Below are 22101 nucleotides of genomic sequence, written 5' to 3'. Positions count from 1 at the left end.
TATTTCCATAGTTAAGTTATCACGATTAAACTCTAAACATTTTAAGTATAACTCCATAAAATATCGTTCATCTATATTTACAACTATCGTAAATATAAATGTATTTTTTGTAATATTTACTATTGAGCTTATAATAATAACGTATGAGCTTATAATAATAACGTAAATTATTATAGATAATAAAATTTTTTTCTCTCTTTTAGTTTACATAATATTATTACGTATTATTTTTTCTCTAATATCTCCACTCGATTACCAAACGGATCATATATAAATATTCGCTTTACGTCTGGAATTTCTAAATCTATTGTAAATGGTACATCATTTTCCTTTAAAAATGCCTGAAATGCTGCCAAATTATACATTTTAAATGCTGGATGTGCTTTTTTCGCAGGAATAAATGGTTCTTCAACTCCAATATGAATCTGTGTTGTACCTAATGAAAACCAAACGCCTCCCTTCTTTTTTAATGCTTGTGGCTTTTCAATTTCTTGTAAACCTAATAAATTGCTATAAAATTCTCTCGCTTCTACTTCACAACCGTTAGGTGCTGCCAATTGTACATGATCAATCGAATCGATAGAAAAGTTCATATTACATCCTCCTCCATACTATGTACTTACAGTTTACATGTCTATTGATGATAAGAAAATGTTTAAATTATTATAAATACCGTTAAGTTTCACTTATTGTTCGCGGTCAAACGGAATAACATTATGTACTTCATACAGTGGAAAAGAAAATGCCTTGCTGTATGCAAGGCATTTAATCGTATACGCATTTATAATACAATTTCTGGATGTTTTTTATTTAAGTATTTCCGTGTTTTTCCGTAATAAATCGTTTGCTTAAATTGAGGGTGAACCGATTCGAAATTCACATAAATTGGTGCGTTTTGTAACCATGGAAAATTTTGATAAAAAGGATTATCTCCGCTAACAATTGCTTGTAACCCATGATTCATATTATTTTGGAAGAATTGAAACCGTTGATGTGCCACATTTATGTCGGTTTGATCATCTGCAACCATTACAGTTACAGCTAGTATATAATGCCCTAGTTGATAGGTCCAGGCAGCAATTATCTCCAGCCTATCTTCCGAATTTATTTTTTCTATATGAAAATGATGGCCGATACTTAGATCAAACTCTCCAGTTTCCTCCGAAACAAGTAAAGTATACCTTCTCCCGTCTACGGGACTAAATGTTGTTGCTGGTGGAATCATGGTCACACTAAGTTTAGCTAAATCGATTGTATACATAACCACAATGCCCCTTCCCCCTAATGGATATTATACTATATGTCTATTGCCTAGTATTGACACAAAAAAATGTAAAATATTTGTTGTTGTTCACAATCATTCGTGTTGCAACCTACCCCAGATATAAAAAGCAGAGGAATAGTATGCTATCCCTCTGCTAATTATTATACTTTATAAATTTTATTTTACTTCCACATCTTCGGTATTTGTTTTAACAGGTTCCTTTAACACAACGGAAAGCGTTGTTGTGAGACCTGCATCTTTTTCATCGACTATAAACGAACCATTTGAATAGCGATCATTATAGCGTAAATTTTGAACCTCTACACGTTCAGACTCATTTTTCTCTGTCATAATCTCAATAATATCCTGGTTATACACTAATTGCATACCAATGATCCGGTGAGGATTGGATTTTAATTCTCGATGCATAAGAACGCCTCGTTTCGCACGAGTTAGTCGCTCAAATTCATCAATATGCATCCGTTTTACAGCTCCTCGTTGTGTTGCGACAACGACCGATTGATGCTTAGCATCCTCAATTACTTTACCGCTAGATACATAATCTCCATCTTTTAAATTCATACCTTTTACCCCAGCAGCACGAACTCCAATTGGATTTACCTCTTCTTCGTGGAAACGAAGACCATATCCAAGATAACTAGATAGAATGATTTCTTTCGTACCGTCTGTGATTGTAACTTCAATTAACTCATCATCATCCTTTAGATTTATAGCAATTAAAGGTTTTGATGTACGTTGTGCCTGGTATAAGCTTAATTCGGTTTTCTTAATCATTCCTTGTTTCGTAATAAATAATAAATACAAAGGTTTTGTGAAGTCCTTAACAGGAATTGCTGTCACAATTTGTTCATCCCGGTCAATTGGAATTAGACTTGCAACGTGTTGACCAACATCCTTCCAGCGAATATCTGGAAGCTGGTGCACAGGGCAATACAGGTAGTTGCCTTTGTTTGTAAAAATTAATAGAACATCTGTAGTATTCATCTCAAATGCAGTTAATAAGGAATCCGTATCTTTCTTACCGAAATCCTCTCCGTTAGATGCAGCATAAGAACGTAAACTTGTCCGTTTTACATAGCCTTCTTTTGTAACAGTAACGATAACATCCTCACTACCGACTAATACTTCCAATCCAATTTTTAATTCTTCTATTTTTTCTTCTACCTTTGTTCTCCGGTCATCTGCATATTTCTTCTTAATCTCTTTTAGTTCATTAACAATGACCTTTTGCAATTGGATTTCACTTGCTAAAATTTCGGAAAGCTCGGCAATCTTTTTGCTTAGTTCTTCCGCTTCCTTTTGTAGCTGGGTAATATCAGTGTTTGTTAAACGGTACAATTGTAAGGAAACAATTGCTTCTGATTGTGGCTCAGTAAAAGCAAATTTAGCAATTAAATTATTTTTCGCATCCCGTTTATCTTTAGAAGCTCGGATTGTTGCAATCACTTCATCTAAGATCGATAAAGCCTTCATCAAACCTTCTACAATATGCTGACGATCCTTTGCTTTATTTAAATCATATTGTGTTCGTTTGGAAACGACTTCCTTTTGATGAGAAATATAGGCATCTAATAGCTCTGTTAATCCCATTAATTTCGGACGACGGTTATAGATAGCAACCATATTAAAATTATAAGTTACTTGTAAATCACTATTTTTATATAGGTAATTTAATATTCCTGTGCTATCCGCCTCTTTTTTTAGTTCAATGACAATCCGTAGTCCAGTTCTGTCAGTTTCATCACGAACTTCGGAAATCCCGTCTACTTTACGATCCAAACGGAATTCATCAATTTTTTTCACGAGATTTGCTTTATTTACTTCATACGGTATTTCTGTAATTACAATTTGCTCTCGGCCGCCACGTATTGATTCAATTTCCGCTTTCCCACGAACAATAACTTTCCCTTTTCCGGTTTCATAAGCTTTCTTTAGTCCTTCTACTCCTTGAATAATACCAGCAGTAGGAAAATCTGGACCTTTTATAATAGTCATTAAGTCATCTACCGTGCAATTCGGATTTTTCATCCGTAATATAGCAGCCTCAATAACTTCGCCTAAATTGTGTGGCGGAATATCAGTAGCGTATCCAGCGGAAATTCCTGTAGATCCATTCACTAATAAATTTGGGAAACGAGATGGTAGCACCACTGGCTCCATTTCTGTATCATCAAAGTTCGGTATAAATTCTACAGTTTCTTTTTCAATATCGCGAAGCAGCTCTGCGCTTATTTCTGATAATCTTGCTTCAGTATAACGCATCGCTGCTGGTGGATCCCCATCAATACTTCCGTTATTTCCATGCATTTGAATCAGCACATTGCGAATTTTCCAGTCTTGACTCATTCGAACCATTGCATCATATACGGAGGTATCACCGTGTGGATGGTAGTTACCAATAACATTACCAACTGTTTTGGCAGATTTACGAAATCCTTTTTCCGATGTGTTTCCTTCTACATGCATTGCATACAAAATACGTCTTTGTACAGGTTTCAAACCATCTCTTGCATCCGGCAGGGCACGGTCTTGAATAATATATTTACTATAGCGACCAAAGCGATCACCGATTACATCTTCTAACGGTAGGTCACGAAGATTCTCTGCAGATTCTACCATTCATTAAACCTCCTCATGGATCGCTTGTATATTTTCATTTTCTAAAATACTTCCATCCTCTTCCATTCCAAATGCTACATGTGTTTCAATCCATTTTCTACGCGGCTCTACTTTATCACCCATTAACGTAGTCACTCTTCTCTCAGCACGAGAGATATCATCGATACGTACACGAATCAATGTTCTTGTTTCCGGATTCATCGTCGTTTCCCAAAGTTGATCTGCGTTCATCTCACCTAGTCCTTTATAACGTTGGATCATATAACCTTTGCCAAAGTTTTTGAGAACGATTTGTAATTCTTCATCCGTCCAAGCATATTCGATTTTTTCATTCTTCCCGATACCTTTACTTACTTTATATAGTGGTGGGAGTGCGATATATACTTTTCCCGCTTCAATTAACGGCTTCATATAGCGGTAGAAAAAGGTTAGCAGCAACACTTGGATATGGGCACCATCTGTATCCGCATCTGTCATAATAATAACTTTATCATAGTTGGCATCTTCTACATTGAAATCCGCACCGACACCTGCGCCAATCGTATGAATTATCGTATTGATTTCTTCATTTTTCATGATATCGGCAAGCTTTGCCTTCTCTGTATTAATGACCTTTCCACGAAGCGGTAGCACTGCCTGGAAGCGACGATCTCTCCCTTGCTTTGCAGAACCTCCTGCAGAATCACCCTCTACGAGATATAATTCATTTCTCTCTGGGTTCCGAGACTGTGCAGGGGTTAGCTTACCAGATAAGAGTGCGTCTGATTTTTTTCGTTTTTTCCCACTACGGGCTTCCTCACGTGCTTTTCTTGCCGCTTCTCTTGCTTGTGCTGCCTTAATCGACTTTTTCACTAATAATGTGCTTGTTTCTGGATTTTCCTGTAAATAATACGATAGGTTTTCAGAAACAATTGATTCTACTGCAGAACGGGCTTCACTTGTACCAAGCTTGCCTTTCGTTTGTCCTTCAAATTGTAATAAATGCTCAGGAATACGAACAGAAATAATTGCCGAGAGCCCTTCACGAATATCTGAACCCTCTAAATTTTTATCTTTTTCTTTTAGTAGGCCATTTTTTCTTGCATATTCATTAAACACACGGGTCATTGCTGATCTAGCTCCCGCTTCATGTGTTCCTCCATCCTTTGTACGGACATTATTTACAAAGGATAGCATACTTTCGGAATAGCCATCATGAAATTGAAATGCAAAATCTACTTCAATTTCATTTTGTTCGCCTTCAAAGCTAACAACAGTATGCAATGTGTCTTTCTCTTCATTCAAATATTCCACAAATGCTTCAATTCCATTTTCATATTGAAAAACATCATGTCTTTCTTCTTGTCTCTCATCTATTATTTCTATTTTTAGCCCTTTAAGTAGGAATGCAGATTCCTGTAATCTCTCACTTAATATGTCATATTGAAAAACAGTAGTCGAAAAAATCGTAGGATCTGGTTTGAAATGTATCGTTGTTCCCGTCTCTCTAGTTTTGCCGATTTTCTCTAACGTTGTTACCGGTTTTCCACCTTGTTCAAAACGCTGTTCATAAATCCAGCCTTCACGCTTAATGGTTACCACTAATCTTTCGGACAAAGCATTTACAACAGAGGCACCTACACCATGTAGCCCGCCACTTGTTTTGTATCCCCCTTGTCCAAATTTACCACCAGCATGTAAAATCGTAAAAATTACTTCTGGAGTTGGTTTTCCAGTTTTGTGGATACCAGTTGGCATCCCGCGACCGTGATCAATTACTGTGATGCTATTATCTTTGTGTATTTTTACTATGATATGGTCGCCAAAACCGGCTAACACTTCATCAACAGCATTATCAACAATTTCATATACGAGATGGTGGAGTCCTCGAGCATCCGTACTACCAATATACATTCCTGGACGTTTTCGTACTGCGTCAAGGCCTTCTAATACCTGAATTGAATCATCATTATATTCCATGGGTTGATTTTTTGCCACAACCATTCCCCTTTCAAAAACTAAATCTTTCTCTGTAATAAAACAAATTTTACATTTATCGTCATTTGCTTCGTAATAGTCTACCTTTTTAAATATATCAACAGATAGCCTATTTTACCAAGTCTTTTTCAGAAAGCAAGTTATTATTTACTTTTAGTCTAATGAATAATACCATGTTTATACCTATGTGTCCTCATTATAGAACAAATGTTTGATAATGTTCAATGGAAATATGAAATATTACGTTCTAGCGTATCTTTCCATAAGAAAAAGGTTGACACGAAAAATGCGTGTGTTCAACCTTTTGTCTATCATCATCATTTTGTTAGACATGGGTTACTAGACGTTTACTACTTTTGCATATCCGTTTCACTTTGTAAGGGAATGCATTACTTTAATACATAAATCCATTATTACAGTATATCCACGCGTCTTAAGAAATTGGTATGCTTCTTCGTTTACAACACCTTGTTGTGCCCAAAATACTTCCGCATTTATTTCATCAAAATCTTTTGCAATTTCTGGTAGAAATTCACTGCGACGAAATACATTGACAATATCCACGTGCCCTTGAATATCTTTCAATGTCTTTACTGCTTTTACGCCAAGAACATTGTCAACCGTTGGATTCACAGGAATAATCTCATAGCCTGCATCTTGCATTGCCTTTGATACCATATAAGAAGTACGCTCTGGATTATCACTTAATCCGACAACCGCTATTCGTTTTGAATTTTTTAATATTGCTCCAATTTCTTCAAGTGATGGGTTTTCGACCATATCAGAACACCTACCCTTTCATGTAAACATTATTCTCTACAATCATAAAAAAATCCTTCTTTACTTCTAATTTTTCATTTAAGAACATTTTATAAGCGTAATTAGCAATAATAAATACCTTTTACGATCGCTCTAATGCACAAATAAATTATTGCTTTTCCAGTAAAGAAGCGAAAGTTTAACGGCTTATCTTAAATGCCGATCGATAAGAAAAGATATTAATCATGTATCCAATATTATTATATTACTATTATTTTCCAAGTTTTTCAAAGGGCGTTGGACCCATAAATCTATTACTGGCCTATTTCCCACGAGTTCTCTTTATTATACGTAAACACTTATGCGGTTGCTATTCCTTCTTAATTTTAAATTATTTTCTATTTTTTCTAGGAAAAATTACGCAGTTGCCTTATACACCAACATCACTTGAAGCATAGTTTATAGATGTAAATAGTTTTTATAAGAAAGGGTGATACAATGGCAGAGCGTAAAGGGGTTACATTACCTAAGTCCCAGCAAGACCTAGTAAACATTCTTGTAAAAAACACATTGAAGAAACATAATATTCAACCAAATAAGAATCTTACGAAGCAAGAAAAAGAAGAAATTCGTAATCTTTTCAGCCAGCTTCAAAACGAAGTAAATGAGTTGTTACAAGAAGAAAAAAACAATAATACTACTAATACGAATGCAAAACTTTCAAAAAAAGGCAAATGACTCTATTGATGTCCAATCAAATAAAGGAATATTGCATAATTTATCATTAAATAGGTAAAGGAGGAAAAAGGATGAACCAAGAAACTTATCGTGCAAAAGTAGATAATTCTCATGATAGAAAACCTAGTTGGAGTGCACTAGATCCAACAAGTGAGCATCCATTAAGTAGTATTTTTAATAACGATGATGATCAAACTGCTGTTCAAACAGTAAAAGAACTACAAGTATCAGAAGAAGTTATTCATATCCGTGACTCTGCAGATGTTTCGGTTAATACAACCGATAACAAGGCAGCTCTTTCCCTTGTTGCCTCTCTTAATGCAACAATCTCGTTAATCTTAAATATTTCTATCGCCTCCAGCTCTGATGTAGATGAAGTAACACAATCGCTATATCAAGCGACAGGTATTCGCCAAATTACGAAGCAGAAAACGGTTGTTGAAAATTCTCGCGGAGTTAGTGTGGAAACTACGGATACTCAACTTGCACTTAATATTCAATTACTACTTCAAATTCTACTTGCGCTACTAATCAATCTAGATATTCTATAATAATTCAGCAATCCCTCTCGTTAGAGGGATTTTTTTACTATGAATGAATAGAATATTTATGTACTATTCAAACCGACTATTTTGTATCCTTGCTTGGCTATCATGTTGATAATATGCTAATGACATAAATAGAAAATTTCTAACAAACACTTACGCAACGCTCATTGTCATGTATAAAATTTCTACTTTTTTCCAAACTGTAATACGATAGCAATTTATGCTTGCTATCGTATTATTTTATGAACTACTGACGCAGCAAAAAAACTGTTGTTCCTTTGTAGTAGAATAAATACAATCAATATTAGAAACAAATGACAAATGGAAGCGTCATCGTGTATAATTCAAATAGAATAGACGGTTTAGAAGGAGTATTTTACATGACATATGCCATTATATTTATATTAGCTTATTTAATTGGGTCGATTCCCTCTGGGTTAATCGTTGGGAAAGCTTTTTACAACACGGATATTCGTCAACATGGGAGCGGAAATCTCGGCGGGACCAATACCTTTCGGACACTTGGTGTCAAAGCAGGTTTGATTGTTACGTCTGCAGATATTTTAAAAGGAACGTTAGCTGCAAGCTTGCCATTCTTATATGAAACTTTTTTCTCGAATCCAACTGTACATATCCACCCGCTCCTCGCTGGTATTTTCGCAGTAGTTGGCCATATGTATCCACTGTTCGCTGGATTTCGCGGTGGTAAGGCAGTAGCTACCTCTGGCGGTGTTTTATTATTTTATGTGCCACTCATGTTCGTCGTACTATTAGCAGCATTTTTCCTATCGTTATACATTACGAAATATGTATCTCTATCTTCAATCATTGCTGCAATTGTCGCATTAATTTATTCGTTCATTACTTGGGATATCCCATTAATATTAATCGTACTTGCACTTGCAACATTTGTTATATACCGACACCGTGCGAACATTAAACGGATTAAGAATAAAACCGAGCCTAAAGTGAAATGGCTATAAAGCGTTGGACCGACAACAGTATGTCGGTCCTTTTTTTGCCTAATTCTATATGTTTTTTACCCATTCACCTCAATCACATCATCTTCCCAATAATGCTCGGCAATAATATCAGCAAGTAAATCCACTGTATTATACATTTCCTCTAACGTGTTTTCTGGTCCCCCGATTTCAATTAAAATCGAATCTGGTGATAAATCTTGGTTGTATACTCCGTTGTTTCCTCCAGAATTATCTTTTCTAAAGATTCCTCTAGTTAATTTTGGATATTTTTCCTTGATCATCGCGTTTAGTTCCTTCGCAAATTCCTCATTTTTCTTGTAATTTGGATTACTTTCTCCGAGAACAAAGTATAGCTTTGCGTAATTTTTTCCGTTCATCGTAGTTGTTGTCGTTTTCCATTGTGCACTATCCCGATGAATATCAAATAAATAAACAAAATCATCATTTTGCGCTAATGCCTCTTGTACGACTTCACGTGATGCATCATAGGATTGCCAATATTCCCAACCATGTTCACTAAGAACGGTTGGAATATCGGTTGTATCTACTACTGTTCCAATCCCCTTTTCCATCAGTTTTTCTCCTAACCGCTTCCCGACTAAAGTAATATTTATATCTTTATGCTGAGCAGTTGAAGCGCCACTCGTATCTTTAATATGTGGAATAAAGGACTCGCGACTATGCGAATGGTAAATAAAAACGGTATTTTTCTTCGGTTTTTCGATGGAAGGCGGCTGCTCTTCCTTATCTCCATCATCTAAATTATCTAAGCTCCCTTCCACCACTTCACGATCTTTTAAAAGCTCTTCCAATGGCGGAGAGGATTCAATCGGTAAATTGGTGAAGTCTGTTCCTTCCCCAGCAACAATAATATCTGATGTCATCGCAAATAGTCCTGGTACCTCATCAAATATTAAACTACGAACATCTTTAATATTAATATTAGTTGCTATTTCTAGCATATTACTTAAAATCGATGTATCCTCTGTTTCTACGTTCTGACTAAAATAATGATTCTCAGACGACATCATTTTTAACAAAGTTTCTGATTGCACCGCACCTTGTCCATCAATTGGGATTAATCGTGACAAAATTAAACTGGATTCATTTGTTAATAGTGTACTTACAATGGAAATTACCGAAAAGATAAATAAAATCATTTTTGCGATCATTTTCATATCTATCACCTAATTGTTTGTTTGATATTTAATAGATATGATAGAAATGAGAACTTTAGAAGAAAAAGTTATTTTTGCGGAAAGGAAACTTGATTTACTAGATTCCGGTAACTAGGGAATGGCTTGACTTTTACTAGTGCTATACTATAAAATGAGAATCAATTTGATTCATCAATAAGGAGTTCCTTTTATGTTTGAATTTCTAACCGAACAATGGCAGAATTTTATTCTATATTCTGCATATGTAAGTTTAATTCTTTACTATCTATTAAAAATCTCCTGTATATGGATCGTATGTTACTCAGTCCAAAATCAAGAATATGAATTTGACAATTTTCACTTATCGAGACAAAAAAGTTCCGTACATACTAGCAATCGAGTATCATTTCTCTTTATTCGCTGGTTAACGAAAACAATTCGAAGAAAAGATTGTCGCAAGGACGACGGCGAGGAACCATTATCCTTCTTACTTTATGCATGAAGAAATGAAACGAAATCCTAAGGGAGGAATATTGGTGAAAAAGAAAGTAGTATTATTTTTAACTTTTGTGTTATCCATTATTTTATTATCTGGTTGTTCCGCAGCACAAACAGAAGGAGCATTTTTCCACGATTATTTGGTATATCCATTTTCCTATTCTATTAAAGCAATCGGGGACTTTTTCGGACAAAACTATGGTTTGGCTATAATTGCTATCACCATCATCGTGCGTACGATATTATTACCTTTTGCACTTAATGCGGCGAAGAAGCAACAAGTAATGCGTGAAAAAATGGAAATTATTAAACCAGAAATGGAAGCAATTCAAAAACGATTAAAAGCGGCAAAATCAAAAGAAGAACAAGCGAAAATTCAACAAGAAATGATGGCATTATACAGAAAACATAACTTCAATCCGTTAAATGTTGGATGTCTACCTATGTTATTACAGATTCCAATTTGGATGGGACTTTATTATGCAATTCGTTTATCTCCTGAAATTGCAGGACATTCTTTCCTTTGGTTCAACCTAGGGGAACCAAATATCATTATGGCGATTATCGCAGCAATTACGTATTTCTTACAATTCAAAGTATCGATGATGAATGTTCCACCTGAACAAAGAAATCAAATGAAAATTATGGGTCTTATGTCCCCTGTTATGATTTTAATTGCAGCAATGACTACAAACGGTGCGCTTTCCCTTTATTGGGCAATGAGTGGTATTTACTTAATCGGTCAAACTTATTTAACGAAAAAATTATATGGAAGCAGTGCAACAACTGCTCAAATGTAATAAATAAAAACGAAAAAATCGCCTTTTTCAATGAAAGGCGATTTTTTTGTATGTATAATGATCTACTTACCTTTATTCCTTTGAAGACTCTCCAATAACGATTTCTGTTTTCGGCATAACATGCATTCTTCTTGCTGTTACATGTGATTGAACATAATAGATTCCACTCTCATCGAACGTATAATCCGCCTGATAGATCCCTTTCTCATGTTGTGTTACTTCCACCATCGTGCTATCTTCCTTTTTATCCTTTGCCCAGATTTCAAAAATAACTTCATCTGCATCATCAACATTCTCATTTCCTTGGGTTACATGTGCAGCTAGAGTAACTGCTTCTCCCGCTTCCGCTTGCTTCGGCACCTCTAATTGAACATCCACCATTTCTGGGACTTCCCCACTATTTTGTTTCTCTTGATTACAAGCAGTTAAGAAAATAAAAATACTAGACAGCAAACTGAATAATAGTATTTTTTTCATACATACACTTCCTTTATTTTGTATATAAACAGTGTTAATAGTAAATTCCATCTTTAGCATACATTTGATTTCCACCGATGCGTGTGACAAATTTGACAAAAATGGTAATCTTCTATTGATTCAAATGAAATTTGATAGCTTTTCTTACCAATTCATTTTCATACGACAATTATCTATTGGTTATACTAAAAGAATTATGAAGATGGCTTTTTTTCAATTTCATTAGTTCTCTTTTCACACAAATTTCATCAAAATTCAACATTTTTTTGTATTCTTCCTTCCCTCTCTACTCAATATATATTATAGTTATAATGATCTAGAAAGCTTACATATAACCAAATGGTAATACAAATACAAGGGGATTCATTATGCTTAAAAATAAATACCTATATATTATTTTAACAATTTTTGCCTTATTTCTCATTTTAGGTGGCTTATACCAATTTGTTTCTGCTCAAAACGAGCAATCAAAAACCGTTCATACTGTCACTTCTAATGGAACGCGAACGATAGCAGCTCCTCAATACAAAACTTGGCAGGAAACCGTAACAATTGGGGCAATCGGCGATATTCTTATCCATGATTGGGTATATCAAGATGCCCAAACAGAGGATGGCTATGATTTTAAACCGATGTTTCAATATATACGTGATACATTATTACAACCAGATATTTTATTAGCGAATCAAGAAAGCCTATTAGGTGGGGCGGAAATTGGCGTTTCCAGCTATCCAAGCTTTAATAGTCCTTACGAAGTAGGAGATGCGTTAATCGATAGTGGTGTCGATATTGTTTCTACTGCAAACAACCATACATTGGATCGTGGCGAAAAAGCGATACTAAATGCAATTAACTACTATGAACGTGTTGGTCAAACATACGTAGGTCACTATAAAGACGTCGAAGATCAAAATACATTACGAATAATCAATAAAAAGGGGATCAATTTTGCCTTCCTTTCCTATACGTACGGAACAAATGGTATTCCCGTACCTGAAGGAAAAGATTACTTAGTAAATTTGATTGATTTAGATAAAATGAAGGAAGAAATCATACGAGCAAAAAAAGAAGCAGATGTAGTGGTAATGAGTATTCATTGGGGGAATGAATATCAACGAGTCCCATCCGAGGAACAAAAATATATTGCCCAAGAGCTTGCAAGCTATGGTGTAGACATCATTTTTGGACATCATCCACATGTATTGCAACCAATGGAATGGATTGAAGTTGATGGACATAAAACGTTTGTTGTTTATTCGCTTGGGAACTTCTTATCGGGTCAAATGTGGGATTACAAGGACATTGGTGGGGTTGCGGAAATTAACGTAACCAAAACGGTTACCAATAGTGGCGTAAGCATCGAATTGTCTGAACCAACATTCCTGCCTACCTATGTATCGAATACGAATTTACATAATTATCGTGTTGTTCCATTACAGGATGCCGGTAATTTTGGATTAAGCAATGCAAGTGAAAAACAAAAGGAAATAATCGATCATATGTTTCAATGGATAGTTCAGTAAAAACTGTAAATTATGGCGATAAAAAATGGGAAAGATATCGTATCTTGTCCCATTTTTTATCGCCATCTATTCCATGAAGCTTCACATTTATCATACAAAATTATCGTACTAATTTTTAGTTCCTATCTTCCTTCACCAATATACGATTCGTATAAAATTTTCCCTCTTCTATTAAAATTCGCTTTTCAATATCTCCGATTAAATCAAAGTGAGAATAACCATCCTTGCGATGATGCATCCACTCTTCTTTAAGGCCATACTGTTTTCCCCATTGAATCAATTTTGGGATATCATTACAACCAACCTTCGTTACCGTTTTTGCATCTGGAAACCTGGCGTCATACCAGTAGTGGGTTAAAAAAGCAATTTCACCTTGATCAATTTTTTGCTTCCATTTTTCCAATTGGTTGCGCCGGATGCCAAATGCCATGTTATTTCCTCCATTTTATACGTACCTTTACTTTGTAGATTTACGAATGGTTTCACTGCTTTTTTGCCTTTTCGTAAGCTGCATGCCAATCAGGGAATAGTCTTCGCACAGAAACCGGGCGAAATGTTTCTTTTTTTACACAAACATGACTAGAAGTACCTGTTACCGCCACTTCTCCAGATTCCGTTAAAATTTCGTATCCATACTTTGTACGTAATCCATCGTAGGATTCAATCCATGTTTTTACAGTAACCGTTTCCCCATACTTGCACGGTTTTTTGTAAGAAACTTGAATATCCGTTACTGGCGCAAGAATTCCTTCTTTTTCCATATCGGCATAACGAAACCCGAGATCTTCAATTAATTTCGTTCTTCCTAGCTCTAGCCAAATCACATAATTAGCATGGTATACAACACCCATTTGATCTGTTTCTGAATATCTTACTGTTACTTCTGTTGTAGAAACGAACATAATTTACTCTCCCTTTTTTAAAATATCATAGGCCATTTTTATGTCATCTATTTGTATTACATTAACTGAATGTTGGTCGTATGGATTATCACTAGACATTAAGCGTAGTGCCTGTTGCTGAAGAGCTTCATGAATCATATTTTCTGCATAGCGACCGTTCCCTTTTACGGGATGCTTTTCAAGCACATTTTGAATAAATTGAATAGCTTTATCATCAATTTCATATGCATATTTGTTCGCATAATGGATCATTATTGCAATAAGTTCCTCAACCGAATAATCTGGAAAATGGAAGAACTTTTTAAAGCGGGATTTTAATCCAGGATTGCTTTCTAATAATCTTTCCATTTCCATTGGGTAACCTGCTAATACTACCACTAAGTTTTCCCCATGCTTTGTCATCTCTTCTACTAATGTGTCTACTACTTCTTTTCCATAATCACTACTGTTTTCCCGAAATAATGCATAAGCCTCATCAATAAATAAAACCCCACCTAATGCCTCGCGGATTTTCTTTTTCGTTTTAATAGCAGATTGACCAACATATCCAGCAATTAAATCAGCTCGGCCAGCAACTACTAAATGCCCCCGCTTCAGCATCCCGCATTCTTTTAACAGCTCAGCATATATTTTGGCTACAGTAGTTTTACCGGTCCCTGGATTTCCGGTAAAAACGGAATGTAATTGTATCGGAACATGTGGAAAATTATGCTCGTGTCGGTATGCTTGCATTTTCACAAATGAAATATACGTTTGAACAGCTTCCTTAATTTCAGATAGTCCTATTAATTGATTCAATTGTTCCATCGGGGTCTGTGAAATTAAATGCTCTGAATTAGTTTTTTGAAAATCACCTTTATCTAAAACTGTATAAGAAAAAATATCTGGTTGCTTATCATTCTTTGTGCCTTTTTGAAAGATTGCCTGCATAATGAGATTATGAACTGTCCGTGCATTTCCAAAGGTAGAATCTACTCGTTCCTGTTCGATTAAATAAGCGAGCTCCTTTTTCCCATTATTCGTAACCAAAAAGTCATTACTTTTTGCAATCATATCTCCAATTTTTATCAACTCATCCAAAGTGTAATTTGGTAAATCGATAATATTGGATGCTGGGAATCTACTTCTTAAGCCAGGATTACTATCTAAAAATTGACGCATTTCCTCTGGGTAGCCAGCAAGGATGACAGAAAATTTCCCACCATATTCGCTACTACTCATTAGAGAAACAAGTGTATCGATAGCCGTTTGTCCATAATCATTTCCAGACTGCCCTTCTCGCTTTAAACTATAGGCTTCATCAATAAAAAGGACTCCACCTAATGCTTTTTCCACAATCATTCGGACATTTTCCTCTGTCTGTCCCTGGAAGGATCCAACAAGCTGGGAACGATTAGTTTCAATTACTTCTTCACTCGGTAATACCCCAAGCTCAAAATAAATTTTTGCCAAAAGACGAGCTAATGTTGTTTTACCAGTCCCTGGATTTCCTAATAAAACCATATTTAAGCTTAATTCATCCTTCGTTTGAAAACCAACCTGTTTTCGTTGCTTTTGGTATTTTAAATAGGCATAAAAATCTTGGATTCGCGATTTAACCTCTGTTAAACCAATCATATTTTCTAATTGCTGCAATGCACTTTCTTCTTGTACTAATTGTACATCTGTTGAAATAGCAAAATAGGTTTTCCACTGCTTTTTATATTCATTTAAAGTAGAAACCGTTTTTTGAATCATTTCAAAGTAGCTTGTATTATAAAACGTCATACTTGCTGATTCTTCATAATCATCTAATAAACGGACAAACTGGGTAATTTCTTCGATTACGTTTTCCAATAGTTCGATTATTTGTTTATAGGCTTGGATTAACTTCGTTTCCGAAACCGTTTGTAGCAATTGGTTTTCTCTACGCAATTCTTCTAATGTATCATCTGCTGTAGGTAGAAATTGCTGACAAATTTGTTTATATTGACCAATCGTTGTTTTTCGTGCCGAACGATTATCCGATTCCCGAATTGCAGAGAATGTTAAAGAATCAAGGATATTCGCTTTTTCTTGCCAATTATACTCCGTTAAATAAAGAATCGATTCTCGGTTCGTTGCATCTAATTCGAGTACTTTTTCCATCCAAATTTTCACAAATTCATTTCTCATGCCAATTTCGGATAGCTTATTCGCAAAAGTAGATAAAAGAGTAGCGAGTTTCGATGGATTTTTCTCTTGAAGCTCTACATAATTACTTACGAGATATGCTAGTAAATCCTCTAACGACATACTATCTATCTCACTATTACGATTATGATACGTATTATTTTTTGTACTTTCCATCATTATCACAGTTCACTTTCTTATATATTCATTAAAATATATTAACATAAAAATAGGAATAAAGTCGAAATGTTTGTTTTATGCTACGGGGATGGAAATGAAGTATTAACAATAAAACTACTATAAGAAAAATAGGCAAAGATGATCATTATAAAAATCGTTTGCTTATATCCGGAGAAGGTAATAAACAAGCTGCCGTTTTACCAAACCATTTCAATCGATTGTTTGCAATAATAGAATAGAAAGAATCTCTAATTGGTTTTGGAATGAGTAAAAGGAAATACCAAACTTTCCATACACCATTCAAATGTTTACAAATTCTTAATGCTGCACTTGATTTCAGATAGAATCCATCTTCCTCTATTAGAATTAAGCTATTCACATTTTCAGGTACCATATAGCTGCTTAATAGGTTCTTGCCAATTTCACTTTGAATGGATGCAAAACGAAAATATGCCTGTGGATCATGTTTAATGATAAATTGAACACTTTTATCGCACAAATTGCATTCTCCATCAAAAAGGATAATCCCGTTCATTATAGTCCCCCCTAAACGTTCATTCTATTTTAATAATATCGGATGTTTTGCCTTTATACAATTCATCCACTTAAATGAAAAGTAAAAAGGAGATCATTGCTGATCTCCTTTTTACAATTGTACCTAATTAATGTTTCGCGTGGTTCTCATCCTTGATTTCTTCTCTCATCCCTGCAATACTTTCTCGACGACGTTCGTTTTTTGCATTTATTTGCTCTTGCTGCTCTGAGCTTGACATATTCATGGACTCTTCTGCTTCTTCCATGTTTTCGATTGTATTATGAATCATCTCTTGTAGTTTTTCAACATTATCGGAACGATCATCTGGTTTCGGATGATTATAAGCCATTACGCGCTACCCCCTCATTTAAAATAGGTACAACAGTATTTTGGTCAATTTAATCAGGAAGTATTTTAGAAACTATTTCCTATCGCTAATTAGTCAAAAAATATTTAATAATTATATTTTGTAATCATTCGGAATGGAAAAGCCCTAAATGATTGATTCATCTTTAAAAGATGGAATAATCAATCAATTTAGGGCGTACTTTATTTATTCACCTTTTGTTTGTATTACTTGTGCATGTTTACCCGATTTATCTTGCATTTGCTTACCTTTATTGCCCCCAGCTTCCCTCGGTTGCATTCCAATATGGTCAGGTTGGTATTGGTTAAAATTCTTTTTAGGGTTACTCATTTGAATCCCTCCTCACCCACTATTTTTTACAGGTGAGTAAGATCTATGAATAGCAATAAATACCAGCTATATAAATAAATCATCTATAAAATGAATTAGTTGTTAACTTTTTCTGCACGCTTTTCTTCTAATTTGCGTTCGATTTTTTCTATTTCATCTTGATTTTTTAAAATCTCTAATTTAGCTTCATTAACTAAATCTGAAAATGAACGTTTTCTATTTTTTCTCATTCTATTTCACGCTCCTTTATTTTATTATATCAACTATTATGAACATTTTCCAAACAAATTATGACAAATTTTTGAAAATTATTTGTTTAATAAAGATTAATAGTTTTAAATAAAAGAACGTAGAAAATCCCTGTGCTTTTATCACAGGGATTATATGCTAACGCATTAATTTTTTGTAACTGTTTTCGTTTGTAATTTATCGCGAAGCACCATTTGTAAAATGCCACCATGGCGATAGTAATCAATTTCTACTTCAGAGTCAAAACGTACAAGTGCTTCAAATTCGATTGTTTCGCCATTCTCTTTTTGCGCTGTAACTTTCACATAATCGCGTGGTTTAACATTTTCATCAATTTGAACATTGATTACTTCTTTTCCTGTTAAACCAAGGGATTCCGCACTTTCACCTGCTTTAAATTGTAAAGGAAGAACTCCCATTAATACAAGGTTGGAGCGGTGAATACGCTCGAAGCTTTGAGCAATTACTGTTTTAATTCCTAATAAATTGGTACCTTTTGCAGCCCAGTCACGAGATGAACCCATACCGTAATCTTGACCTGCAAGTACTACAAGTCCAGTTCCATTTTCTTTATATTTCATACATGCATCATAAATCGACATTACTTCACCTGTTGGCCAGTAAGTAGTGTAACCACCTTCTGTACCCGGTGCAATTTGATTGCGAATCCGAATGTTTGCAAATGTACCACGCATCATAACTTCATGGTTACCACGACGAGAACCATAAGAGTTAAAATCACGTGGCTCTACACCATTTTCTAATAAATATTTACCTGCAGGTGTATTTTTGCCAATTGCTCCAGCTGGAGAAATATGGTCTGTTGTTACAGAATCTCCAAATTTACCAACTATACGTAATCCAGCTAATGGTTTTACTTCTTCTGGATCTGGTGAAAGATTTTCGAAGAATGGTGGGTTTTGGATATATGTGGAAGAATCATCCCAAGTATATAACGGATCATTGCTTGTTTTGATTTCATTCCAACGTTCATTATCATCAAATACTCTTTCGTATTCTTTACGGAAAAGTTCTGGTGTCACTGTTTTTTGTACATATTCATTAACTTCTTCTGTTGTTGGCCATATATCATTTAAATACACATCATTACCATCTTTATCAGTACCAATTGGATCATTTAGCAAATCAATATTCACTGTTCCAGCTAAAGCATATGCTACTACAAGTGGTGGAGAAGCTAAATAATTTGCCTTCACTAGTGGATGAATACGACCTTCAAAGTTACGATTACCAGATAAAACAGATGTAACGAGTAAATCATTTTCAGAAATTGCTTTTTCAAATTCATCTTTTAAAGGACCAGAGTTACCGATACATGTCGTACATCCGTAACCAACAAGATTAAATCCGATTGCTTCAAGGTATGGTAGCAGGCCAGAATCTCGTAAATATCCTGTAACAACTTTGGATCCTGGTGCAAGAGAAGTTTTCACGTATTTCGGAACATCTAAGCCTTTTTCTACTGCTTTTTTCGCAACTAATCCAGCACCTAACATAACATATGGGTTCGATGTATTTGTACAACTGGTAATTGCAGCTATCGCAACCGCTCCAGTTTTCATTGTTGTTTCACTACCATCCGATAATGCAACAGTTACCGTTTTATCGATTTCCTGTTCTTCTAAACCAAATCCTTGATTTCCTGCAGGAGCTGTTAAAGAAGTTTGGAATGCTTTTTGCATTTGCGATAATGGAATTAAATCTTGTGGACGCTTTGGACCAGAAAGATTTGCTTCTATAGTTGAAAGATCTAATTCTAAAACATCTGTGTAAATTGGGTCCTCATTATCTGGTGTAAAGAACAAGTCATTATTTCGTAAATATGTTTCTACTAATTGAATTTGTTCTTCACTACGTCCAGTTAATCGCAAATATGCTAATGATTCTTTATCTACTGGGAAAAACCCGCAGGTTGCACCATATTCAGGTGCCATATTTGCAATTGTCGCACGATCGGCTAGTGGTAATGTTGATACCCCTGGACCAAAGAACTCAACAAATTTACCAACAACACCTTTTTGACGAAGGATTTGGGTTACCTTTAATGCAAGATCTGTTGCAGTTGCACCGTTTGGTAATTGGCCAGTTAATTTTACCCCGATTACTTCTGGAATTGGGAAGTATGAAGGTTGTCCTAGCATCCCTGCTTCCGCCTCAATACCACCAACACCCCAACCTAAAACTCCGATACCATTAATCATTGTCGTATGAGAGTCAGTACCAACTAAAGTATCAGGGAATGCAACATATTCCCCATTTTCTGCTTCTATTGCATGTACTACATTAGCTAAATATTCCAAGTTTACTTGGTGTACAATCCCTGTAGCAGGAGGAACTGCACGATAATTATCAAATGCTTTTTGTGCCCAGCTTAAAAATTGATAACGTTCTGTATTCCGCTTAAATTCAAAGTCCATGTTTAAACGAAGGGCATCTGGTGATCCATAGCGATCTACTTGTACAGAGTGGTCGATTACAAGATCTACAGGAATTTCCGGATTAATTTGATCAGCATCTCCACCTAAGTCTGCCATTGCTTTTCGTAAAGAAGCTAAATCAACTACAGCTGGCACACCGGTAAAGTCTTGTAAAATTACCCGAGATGGTTTAAATGGAACTTCTGCATCTTTTACTTCCTCAGATCCCCATTTTGCTAAATTATCTACATGTTCTTTTGTAATTACTCTTCCGTCCACTTGTCGTAATACTGATTCCAATAGTACTTTAATAGAGTATGGAAGTTTCGAAATCGTAGCTACACCGGCATCCTCAATGGATTTTAGACGATAGTAATGATATCGCTTACCGTTAAGTTCAAAAGATTTTTTAGCATCATATAAATGATTGTTTGTCATAACGTATTTTACCCCCTTAAGATGCGTAAAGTTTGAAAAGTTATACATTCTTACCCTAGTCTAACTTTTCCCTTAATTTCATATTAATATAATTTATTAGTTAAGTAAATTATAAGTATGTTATCGTTAAATATAATTTATACTTATCAACTTTCTATTTGTCGATAATAATAAAAAAAGCAACCTCTACCATAGAGATTGCTTTTTTCTAGTATTCTATATTTTTTATGGGGCATGCAGGGCTCGAACCTGCGACCCGCTGATTAAGAGTCAGCTGCTCTACCAACTGAGCTAATACCCCGTCCTTCTGACAAAATTTATTTTAGCATAATATTTTTTTCTATGCAACAGTTTTTTATACAAAATTTGTAAGTTTTATTTTGTACGTAACAGAAGGCTTTTACTAATAAATTTTTAATCACTTATTTTATACGTATTCATTTCATCCTTCAGATTTTCCATTTTCACATCTAGATGATGGGCAACATCTGCTGCCTCTTTTAATTCATTAATTAAGTATTTTGGTACATCCTTGTCGAATTTGTAAAAAATTTTATGCTCCAAGCTAGCCCAAAAATCCATGGCAATCGTTCGAATTTGAATTTCCACCTTTACTGGCTGTGTTCTAGTTGTTAAAAAGACTGGAATTTCAATCAGTAAATGTAAGCTTTGATAGCCGTTTGGTTTTGGATTTTTGATATAGTCCTTCACCTGTAAAATCTTTATATCATCATGCTTCTTAATGACGTCTACTAACCGATAAATATCCGAAATAAAGGAACATGTTACCCTTATTCCTGCAATATCATGAATATACTTGATAGCATTTTCAATAGAAAGGGAAATATTTTTTCGCCGTAATTTATTGATGATACTTTCTGGGGATTTTATCCGGGACTTTATATGCTCGATTGGATTATGATTATGAATAAATTGATAATCCTCTTGAATTATTTTTAGCTTTGTATTTACTTCATCTAAAGCAAATTTATATACCAGGAAGCTATTCTTCCATTCTTCAAATATTCCTTTATAATCAATTTCTGCCTGAACCATTTTTCTATCTCCTTTAAATGCATTACACTATCTGTACCTTAGTATATCGGAAAATTATTAACAATTGGTGGTAAATTTGTTAACAACTTAT

22 protein-coding genes and 1 tRNA gene are annotated in these 22101 nt (G+C 34.9%); 6 read left to right on the top strand and 17 right to left on the bottom strand.

Features of this window, described 5'->3' with window-relative positions; all coding sequences use genetic code 11:
- Positions 1–224: 224 nt before the first annotated feature.
- From OEV98_RS14260 to OEV98_RS14240, 5 genes are all read right to left on the bottom strand, one after another.
- The gene (locus OEV98_RS14260; RefSeq protein ID WP_263074028.1) at positions 225–593 is read right to left on the bottom strand and encodes a VOC family protein; all 369 of its coding nucleotides are present in this window, start codon (positions 591–593) and stop codon (positions 225–227) included.
- A 188-nt stretch (positions 594–781) separates the two neighbouring features.
- On the bottom strand, positions 782–1261 hold the full coding sequence (locus OEV98_RS14255; protein ID WP_263074302.1) for a staygreen family protein: 480 nt from the start codon (positions 1259–1261) through the stop codon (positions 782–784).
- A 180-nt stretch (positions 1262–1441) separates the two neighbouring features.
- Entirely contained in the window at positions 1442–3904 is a 2463-nt protein-coding gene (parC, locus tag OEV98_RS14250) for a DNA topoisomerase IV subunit A (RefSeq protein WP_263074027.1), read from the bottom strand.
- A gap of 3 nt (positions 3905–3907) precedes the next feature.
- The gene (gene parE / locus OEV98_RS14245) at positions 3908–5887 is read right to left on the bottom strand and encodes a DNA topoisomerase IV subunit B (RefSeq protein WP_263074026.1); all 1980 of its coding nucleotides are present in this window, start codon (positions 5885–5887) and stop codon (positions 3908–3910) included.
- Positions 5888–6250: 363 nt separating this feature from the next.
- On the bottom strand, positions 6251–6661 hold the full coding sequence (locus OEV98_RS14240) for a CoA-binding protein (RefSeq protein ID WP_263074025.1): 411 nt from the start codon (positions 6659–6661) through the stop codon (positions 6251–6253).
- A 477-nt stretch (positions 6662–7138) separates the two neighbouring features.
- Here OEV98_RS14240 and OEV98_RS14235 point away from each other — a divergent pair, with 477 nt between their 5' ends.
- From OEV98_RS14235 to plsY, 3 genes are all read left to right on the top strand, one after another.
- Positions 7139–7378, top strand: coding sequence for a hypothetical protein (locus OEV98_RS14235; protein ID WP_263074024.1), 240 nt, complete (start codon positions 7139–7141; stop codon positions 7376–7378).
- Positions 7379–7449: 71 nt separating this feature from the next.
- Positions 7450–7929, top strand: coding sequence for a spore coat protein (locus OEV98_RS14230; RefSeq protein ID WP_263074023.1), 480 nt, complete (start codon positions 7450–7452; stop codon positions 7927–7929).
- A 377-nt stretch (positions 7930–8306) separates the two neighbouring features.
- Positions 8307–8909, top strand: coding sequence for a glycerol-3-phosphate 1-O-acyltransferase PlsY (plsY, locus tag OEV98_RS14225; RefSeq protein WP_263074022.1), 603 nt, complete (start codon positions 8307–8309; stop codon positions 8907–8909).
- Between the two features lie 56 nt (positions 8910–8965).
- Here plsY and spoIIP read toward each other — a convergent pair whose 3' ends face one another.
- Entirely contained in the window at positions 8966–10087 is a 1122-nt protein-coding gene (gene spoIIP, locus OEV98_RS14220; protein ID WP_263074021.1) for a stage II sporulation protein P, read from the bottom strand.
- Between the two features lie 190 nt (positions 10088–10277).
- Here spoIIP and OEV98_RS14215 point away from each other — a divergent pair, with 190 nt between their 5' ends.
- Positions 10278–10568: a hypothetical protein gene (locus tag OEV98_RS14215; protein WP_263074020.1), complete on the top strand. Its 291-nt coding sequence runs from the start codon at positions 10278–10280 to the stop codon at positions 10566–10568.
- A 34-nt stretch (positions 10569–10602) separates the two neighbouring features.
- The gene (gene yidC / locus OEV98_RS14210) at positions 10603–11364 is read left to right on the top strand and encodes a membrane protein insertase YidC (RefSeq protein ID WP_263074019.1); all 762 of its coding nucleotides are present in this window, start codon (positions 10603–10605) and stop codon (positions 11362–11364) included.
- A gap of 72 nt (positions 11365–11436) precedes the next feature.
- Here yidC and OEV98_RS14205 read toward each other — a convergent pair whose 3' ends face one another.
- On the bottom strand, positions 11437–11841 hold the full coding sequence (locus tag OEV98_RS14205; protein ID WP_263074018.1) for a FixH family protein: 405 nt from the start codon (positions 11839–11841) through the stop codon (positions 11437–11439).
- A gap of 368 nt (positions 11842–12209) precedes the next feature.
- Between OEV98_RS14205 and OEV98_RS14200 the strand changes: the two genes are divergently transcribed.
- The gene (locus OEV98_RS14200; RefSeq protein WP_263074017.1) at positions 12210–13364 is read left to right on the top strand and encodes a CapA family protein; all 1155 of its coding nucleotides are present in this window, start codon (positions 12210–12212) and stop codon (positions 13362–13364) included.
- Between the two features lie 115 nt (positions 13365–13479).
- Here OEV98_RS14200 and OEV98_RS14195 read toward each other — a convergent pair whose 3' ends face one another.
- The 10 genes from OEV98_RS14195 to OEV98_RS14150 form a co-directional block, all read right to left on the bottom strand.
- Positions 13480–13794 (bottom strand): hypothetical protein, encoded by a 315-nt coding sequence (locus tag OEV98_RS14195; protein WP_263074016.1) that lies wholly within the window; start codon positions 13792–13794, stop codon positions 13480–13482.
- Positions 13795–13846: 52 nt separating this feature from the next.
- Entirely contained in the window at positions 13847–14266 is a 420-nt protein-coding gene (locus tag OEV98_RS14190) for an acyl-CoA thioesterase (protein WP_263074015.1), read from the bottom strand.
- Between the two features lie 3 nt (positions 14267–14269).
- On the bottom strand, positions 14270–16597 hold the full coding sequence (locus OEV98_RS14185; protein ID WP_263074014.1) for an AAA family ATPase: 2328 nt from the start codon (positions 16595–16597) through the stop codon (positions 14270–14272).
- A 145-nt stretch (positions 16598–16742) separates the two neighbouring features.
- Complete coding sequence (locus OEV98_RS14180) at positions 16743–17132, bottom strand: thiol-disulfide oxidoreductase DCC family protein (protein ID WP_263074013.1); 390 nt, start codon at positions 17130–17132, stop codon at positions 16743–16745.
- Between the two features lie 127 nt (positions 17133–17259).
- Complete coding sequence (tlp, locus tag OEV98_RS14175; protein ID WP_263074012.1) at positions 17260–17481, bottom strand: small acid-soluble spore protein Tlp; 222 nt, start codon at positions 17479–17481, stop codon at positions 17260–17262.
- Positions 17482–17685: 204 nt separating this feature from the next.
- Positions 17686–17829 carry an acid-soluble spore protein N gene (locus tag OEV98_RS14170; protein WP_263074011.1) on the bottom strand — a complete coding sequence of 48 codons (144 nt, stop codon included), beginning with the start codon at positions 17827–17829 and terminating at the stop codon, positions 17686–17688.
- A 95-nt stretch (positions 17830–17924) separates the two neighbouring features.
- The gene (locus OEV98_RS14165) at positions 17925–18059 is read right to left on the bottom strand and encodes an FbpB family small basic protein (RefSeq protein WP_263074010.1); all 135 of its coding nucleotides are present in this window, start codon (positions 18057–18059) and stop codon (positions 17925–17927) included.
- A gap of 165 nt (positions 18060–18224) precedes the next feature.
- Entirely contained in the window at positions 18225–20954 is a 2730-nt protein-coding gene (acnA, locus tag OEV98_RS14160) for an aconitate hydratase AcnA (RefSeq protein ID WP_263074009.1), read from the bottom strand.
- Between the two features lie 228 nt (positions 20955–21182).
- Positions 21183–21255: transfer RNA gene (locus OEV98_RS14155), tRNA-Lys, on the bottom strand.
- 113 nt (positions 21256–21368) lie between these two features.
- Positions 21369–22010, bottom strand: coding sequence for a GTP pyrophosphokinase (locus tag OEV98_RS14150; RefSeq protein ID WP_263074008.1), 642 nt, complete (start codon positions 22008–22010; stop codon positions 21369–21371).
- Positions 22011–22101 lie beyond the last annotated feature (91 nt).

Source organism: Perspicuibacillus lycopersici, assembly GCF_025660475.1.
Taxonomy (GTDB): domain Bacteria; phylum Bacillota; class Bacilli; order Bacillales; family Caldibacillaceae; genus Perspicuibacillus; species Perspicuibacillus lycopersici.
The sequence above is the reverse complement of the archived record's forward strand: the minus strand, read 5'-3'. Positions and strand labels throughout refer to the sequence as shown.

What these genes read in the sequence shown, in the direction of transcription:
- OEV98_RS14260 (WP_263074028.1), bottom strand. Translation starts at nt 593, where the DNA reads ATGAACTTTTCTATCGATTCGATTGATCATGTACAATTGGCAGCACCT.
- OEV98_RS14255 (WP_263074302.1), bottom strand. Translation starts at nt 1,261, where the DNA reads ATGTATACAATCGATTTAGCTAAACTTAGTGTGACCATGATTCCACCA.
- parC (WP_263074027.1), bottom strand. Translation starts at nt 3,904, where the DNA reads ATGGTAGAATCTGCAGAGAATCTTCGTGACCTACCGTTAGAAGATGTA.
- parE (WP_263074026.1), bottom strand. Translation starts at nt 5,887, where the DNA reads ATGGTTGTGGCAAAAAATCAACCCATGGAATATAATGATGATTCAATT.
- OEV98_RS14240 (WP_263074025.1), bottom strand. Translation starts at nt 6,661, where the DNA reads ATGGTCGAAAACCCATCACTTGAAGAAATTGGAGCAATATTAAAAAAT.
- OEV98_RS14235 (WP_263074024.1), top strand. Translation starts at nt 7,139, where the DNA reads ATGGCAGAGCGTAAAGGGGTTACATTACCTAAGTCCCAGCAAGACCTA.
- OEV98_RS14230 (WP_263074023.1), top strand. Translation starts at nt 7,450, where the DNA reads ATGAACCAAGAAACTTATCGTGCAAAAGTAGATAATTCTCATGATAGA.
- plsY (WP_263074022.1), top strand. Translation starts at nt 8,307, where the DNA reads ATGACATATGCCATTATATTTATATTAGCTTATTTAATTGGGTCGATT.
- spoIIP (WP_263074021.1), bottom strand. Translation starts at nt 10,087, where the DNA reads ATGAAAATGATCGCAAAAATGATTTTATTTATCTTTTCGGTAATTTCC.
- OEV98_RS14215 (WP_263074020.1), top strand. Translation starts at nt 10,278, where the DNA reads ATGTTTGAATTTCTAACCGAACAATGGCAGAATTTTATTCTATATTCT.
- OEV98_RS14205 (WP_263074018.1), bottom strand. Translation starts at nt 11,841, where the DNA reads ATGAAAAAAATACTATTATTCAGTTTGCTGTCTAGTATTTTTATTTTC.
- OEV98_RS14200 (WP_263074017.1), top strand. Translation starts at nt 12,210, where the DNA reads ATGCTTAAAAATAAATACCTATATATTATTTTAACAATTTTTGCCTTA.
- OEV98_RS14195 (WP_263074016.1), bottom strand. Translation starts at nt 13,794, where the DNA reads ATGGCATTTGGCATCCGGCGCAACCAATTGGAAAAATGGAAGCAAAAA.
- OEV98_RS14190 (WP_263074015.1), bottom strand. Translation starts at nt 14,266, where the DNA reads ATGTTCGTTTCTACAACAGAAGTAACAGTAAGATATTCAGAAACAGAT.
- OEV98_RS14185 (WP_263074014.1), bottom strand. Translation starts at nt 16,597, where the DNA reads ATGATGGAAAGTACAAAAAATAATACGTATCATAATCGTAATAGTGAG.
- OEV98_RS14180 (WP_263074013.1), bottom strand. Translation starts at nt 17,132, where the DNA reads ATGAACGGGATTATCCTTTTTGATGGAGAATGCAATTTGTGCGATAAA.
- tlp (WP_263074012.1), bottom strand. Translation starts at nt 17,481, where the DNA reads ATGGCTTATAATCATCCGAAACCAGATGATCGTTCCGATAATGTTGAA.
- OEV98_RS14170 (WP_263074011.1), bottom strand. Translation starts at nt 17,829, where the DNA reads ATGAGTAACCCTAAAAAGAATTTTAACCAATACCAACCTGACCATATT.
- OEV98_RS14165 (WP_263074010.1), bottom strand. Translation starts at nt 18,059, where the DNA reads ATGAGAAAAAATAGAAAACGTTCATTTTCAGATTTAGTTAATGAAGCT.
- acnA (WP_263074009.1), bottom strand. Translation starts at nt 20,954, where the DNA reads ATGACAAACAATCATTTATATGATGCTAAAAAATCTTTTGAACTTAAC.
- OEV98_RS14150 (WP_263074008.1), bottom strand. Translation starts at nt 22,010, where the DNA reads ATGGTTCAGGCAGAAATTGATTATAAAGGAATATTTGAAGAATGGAAG.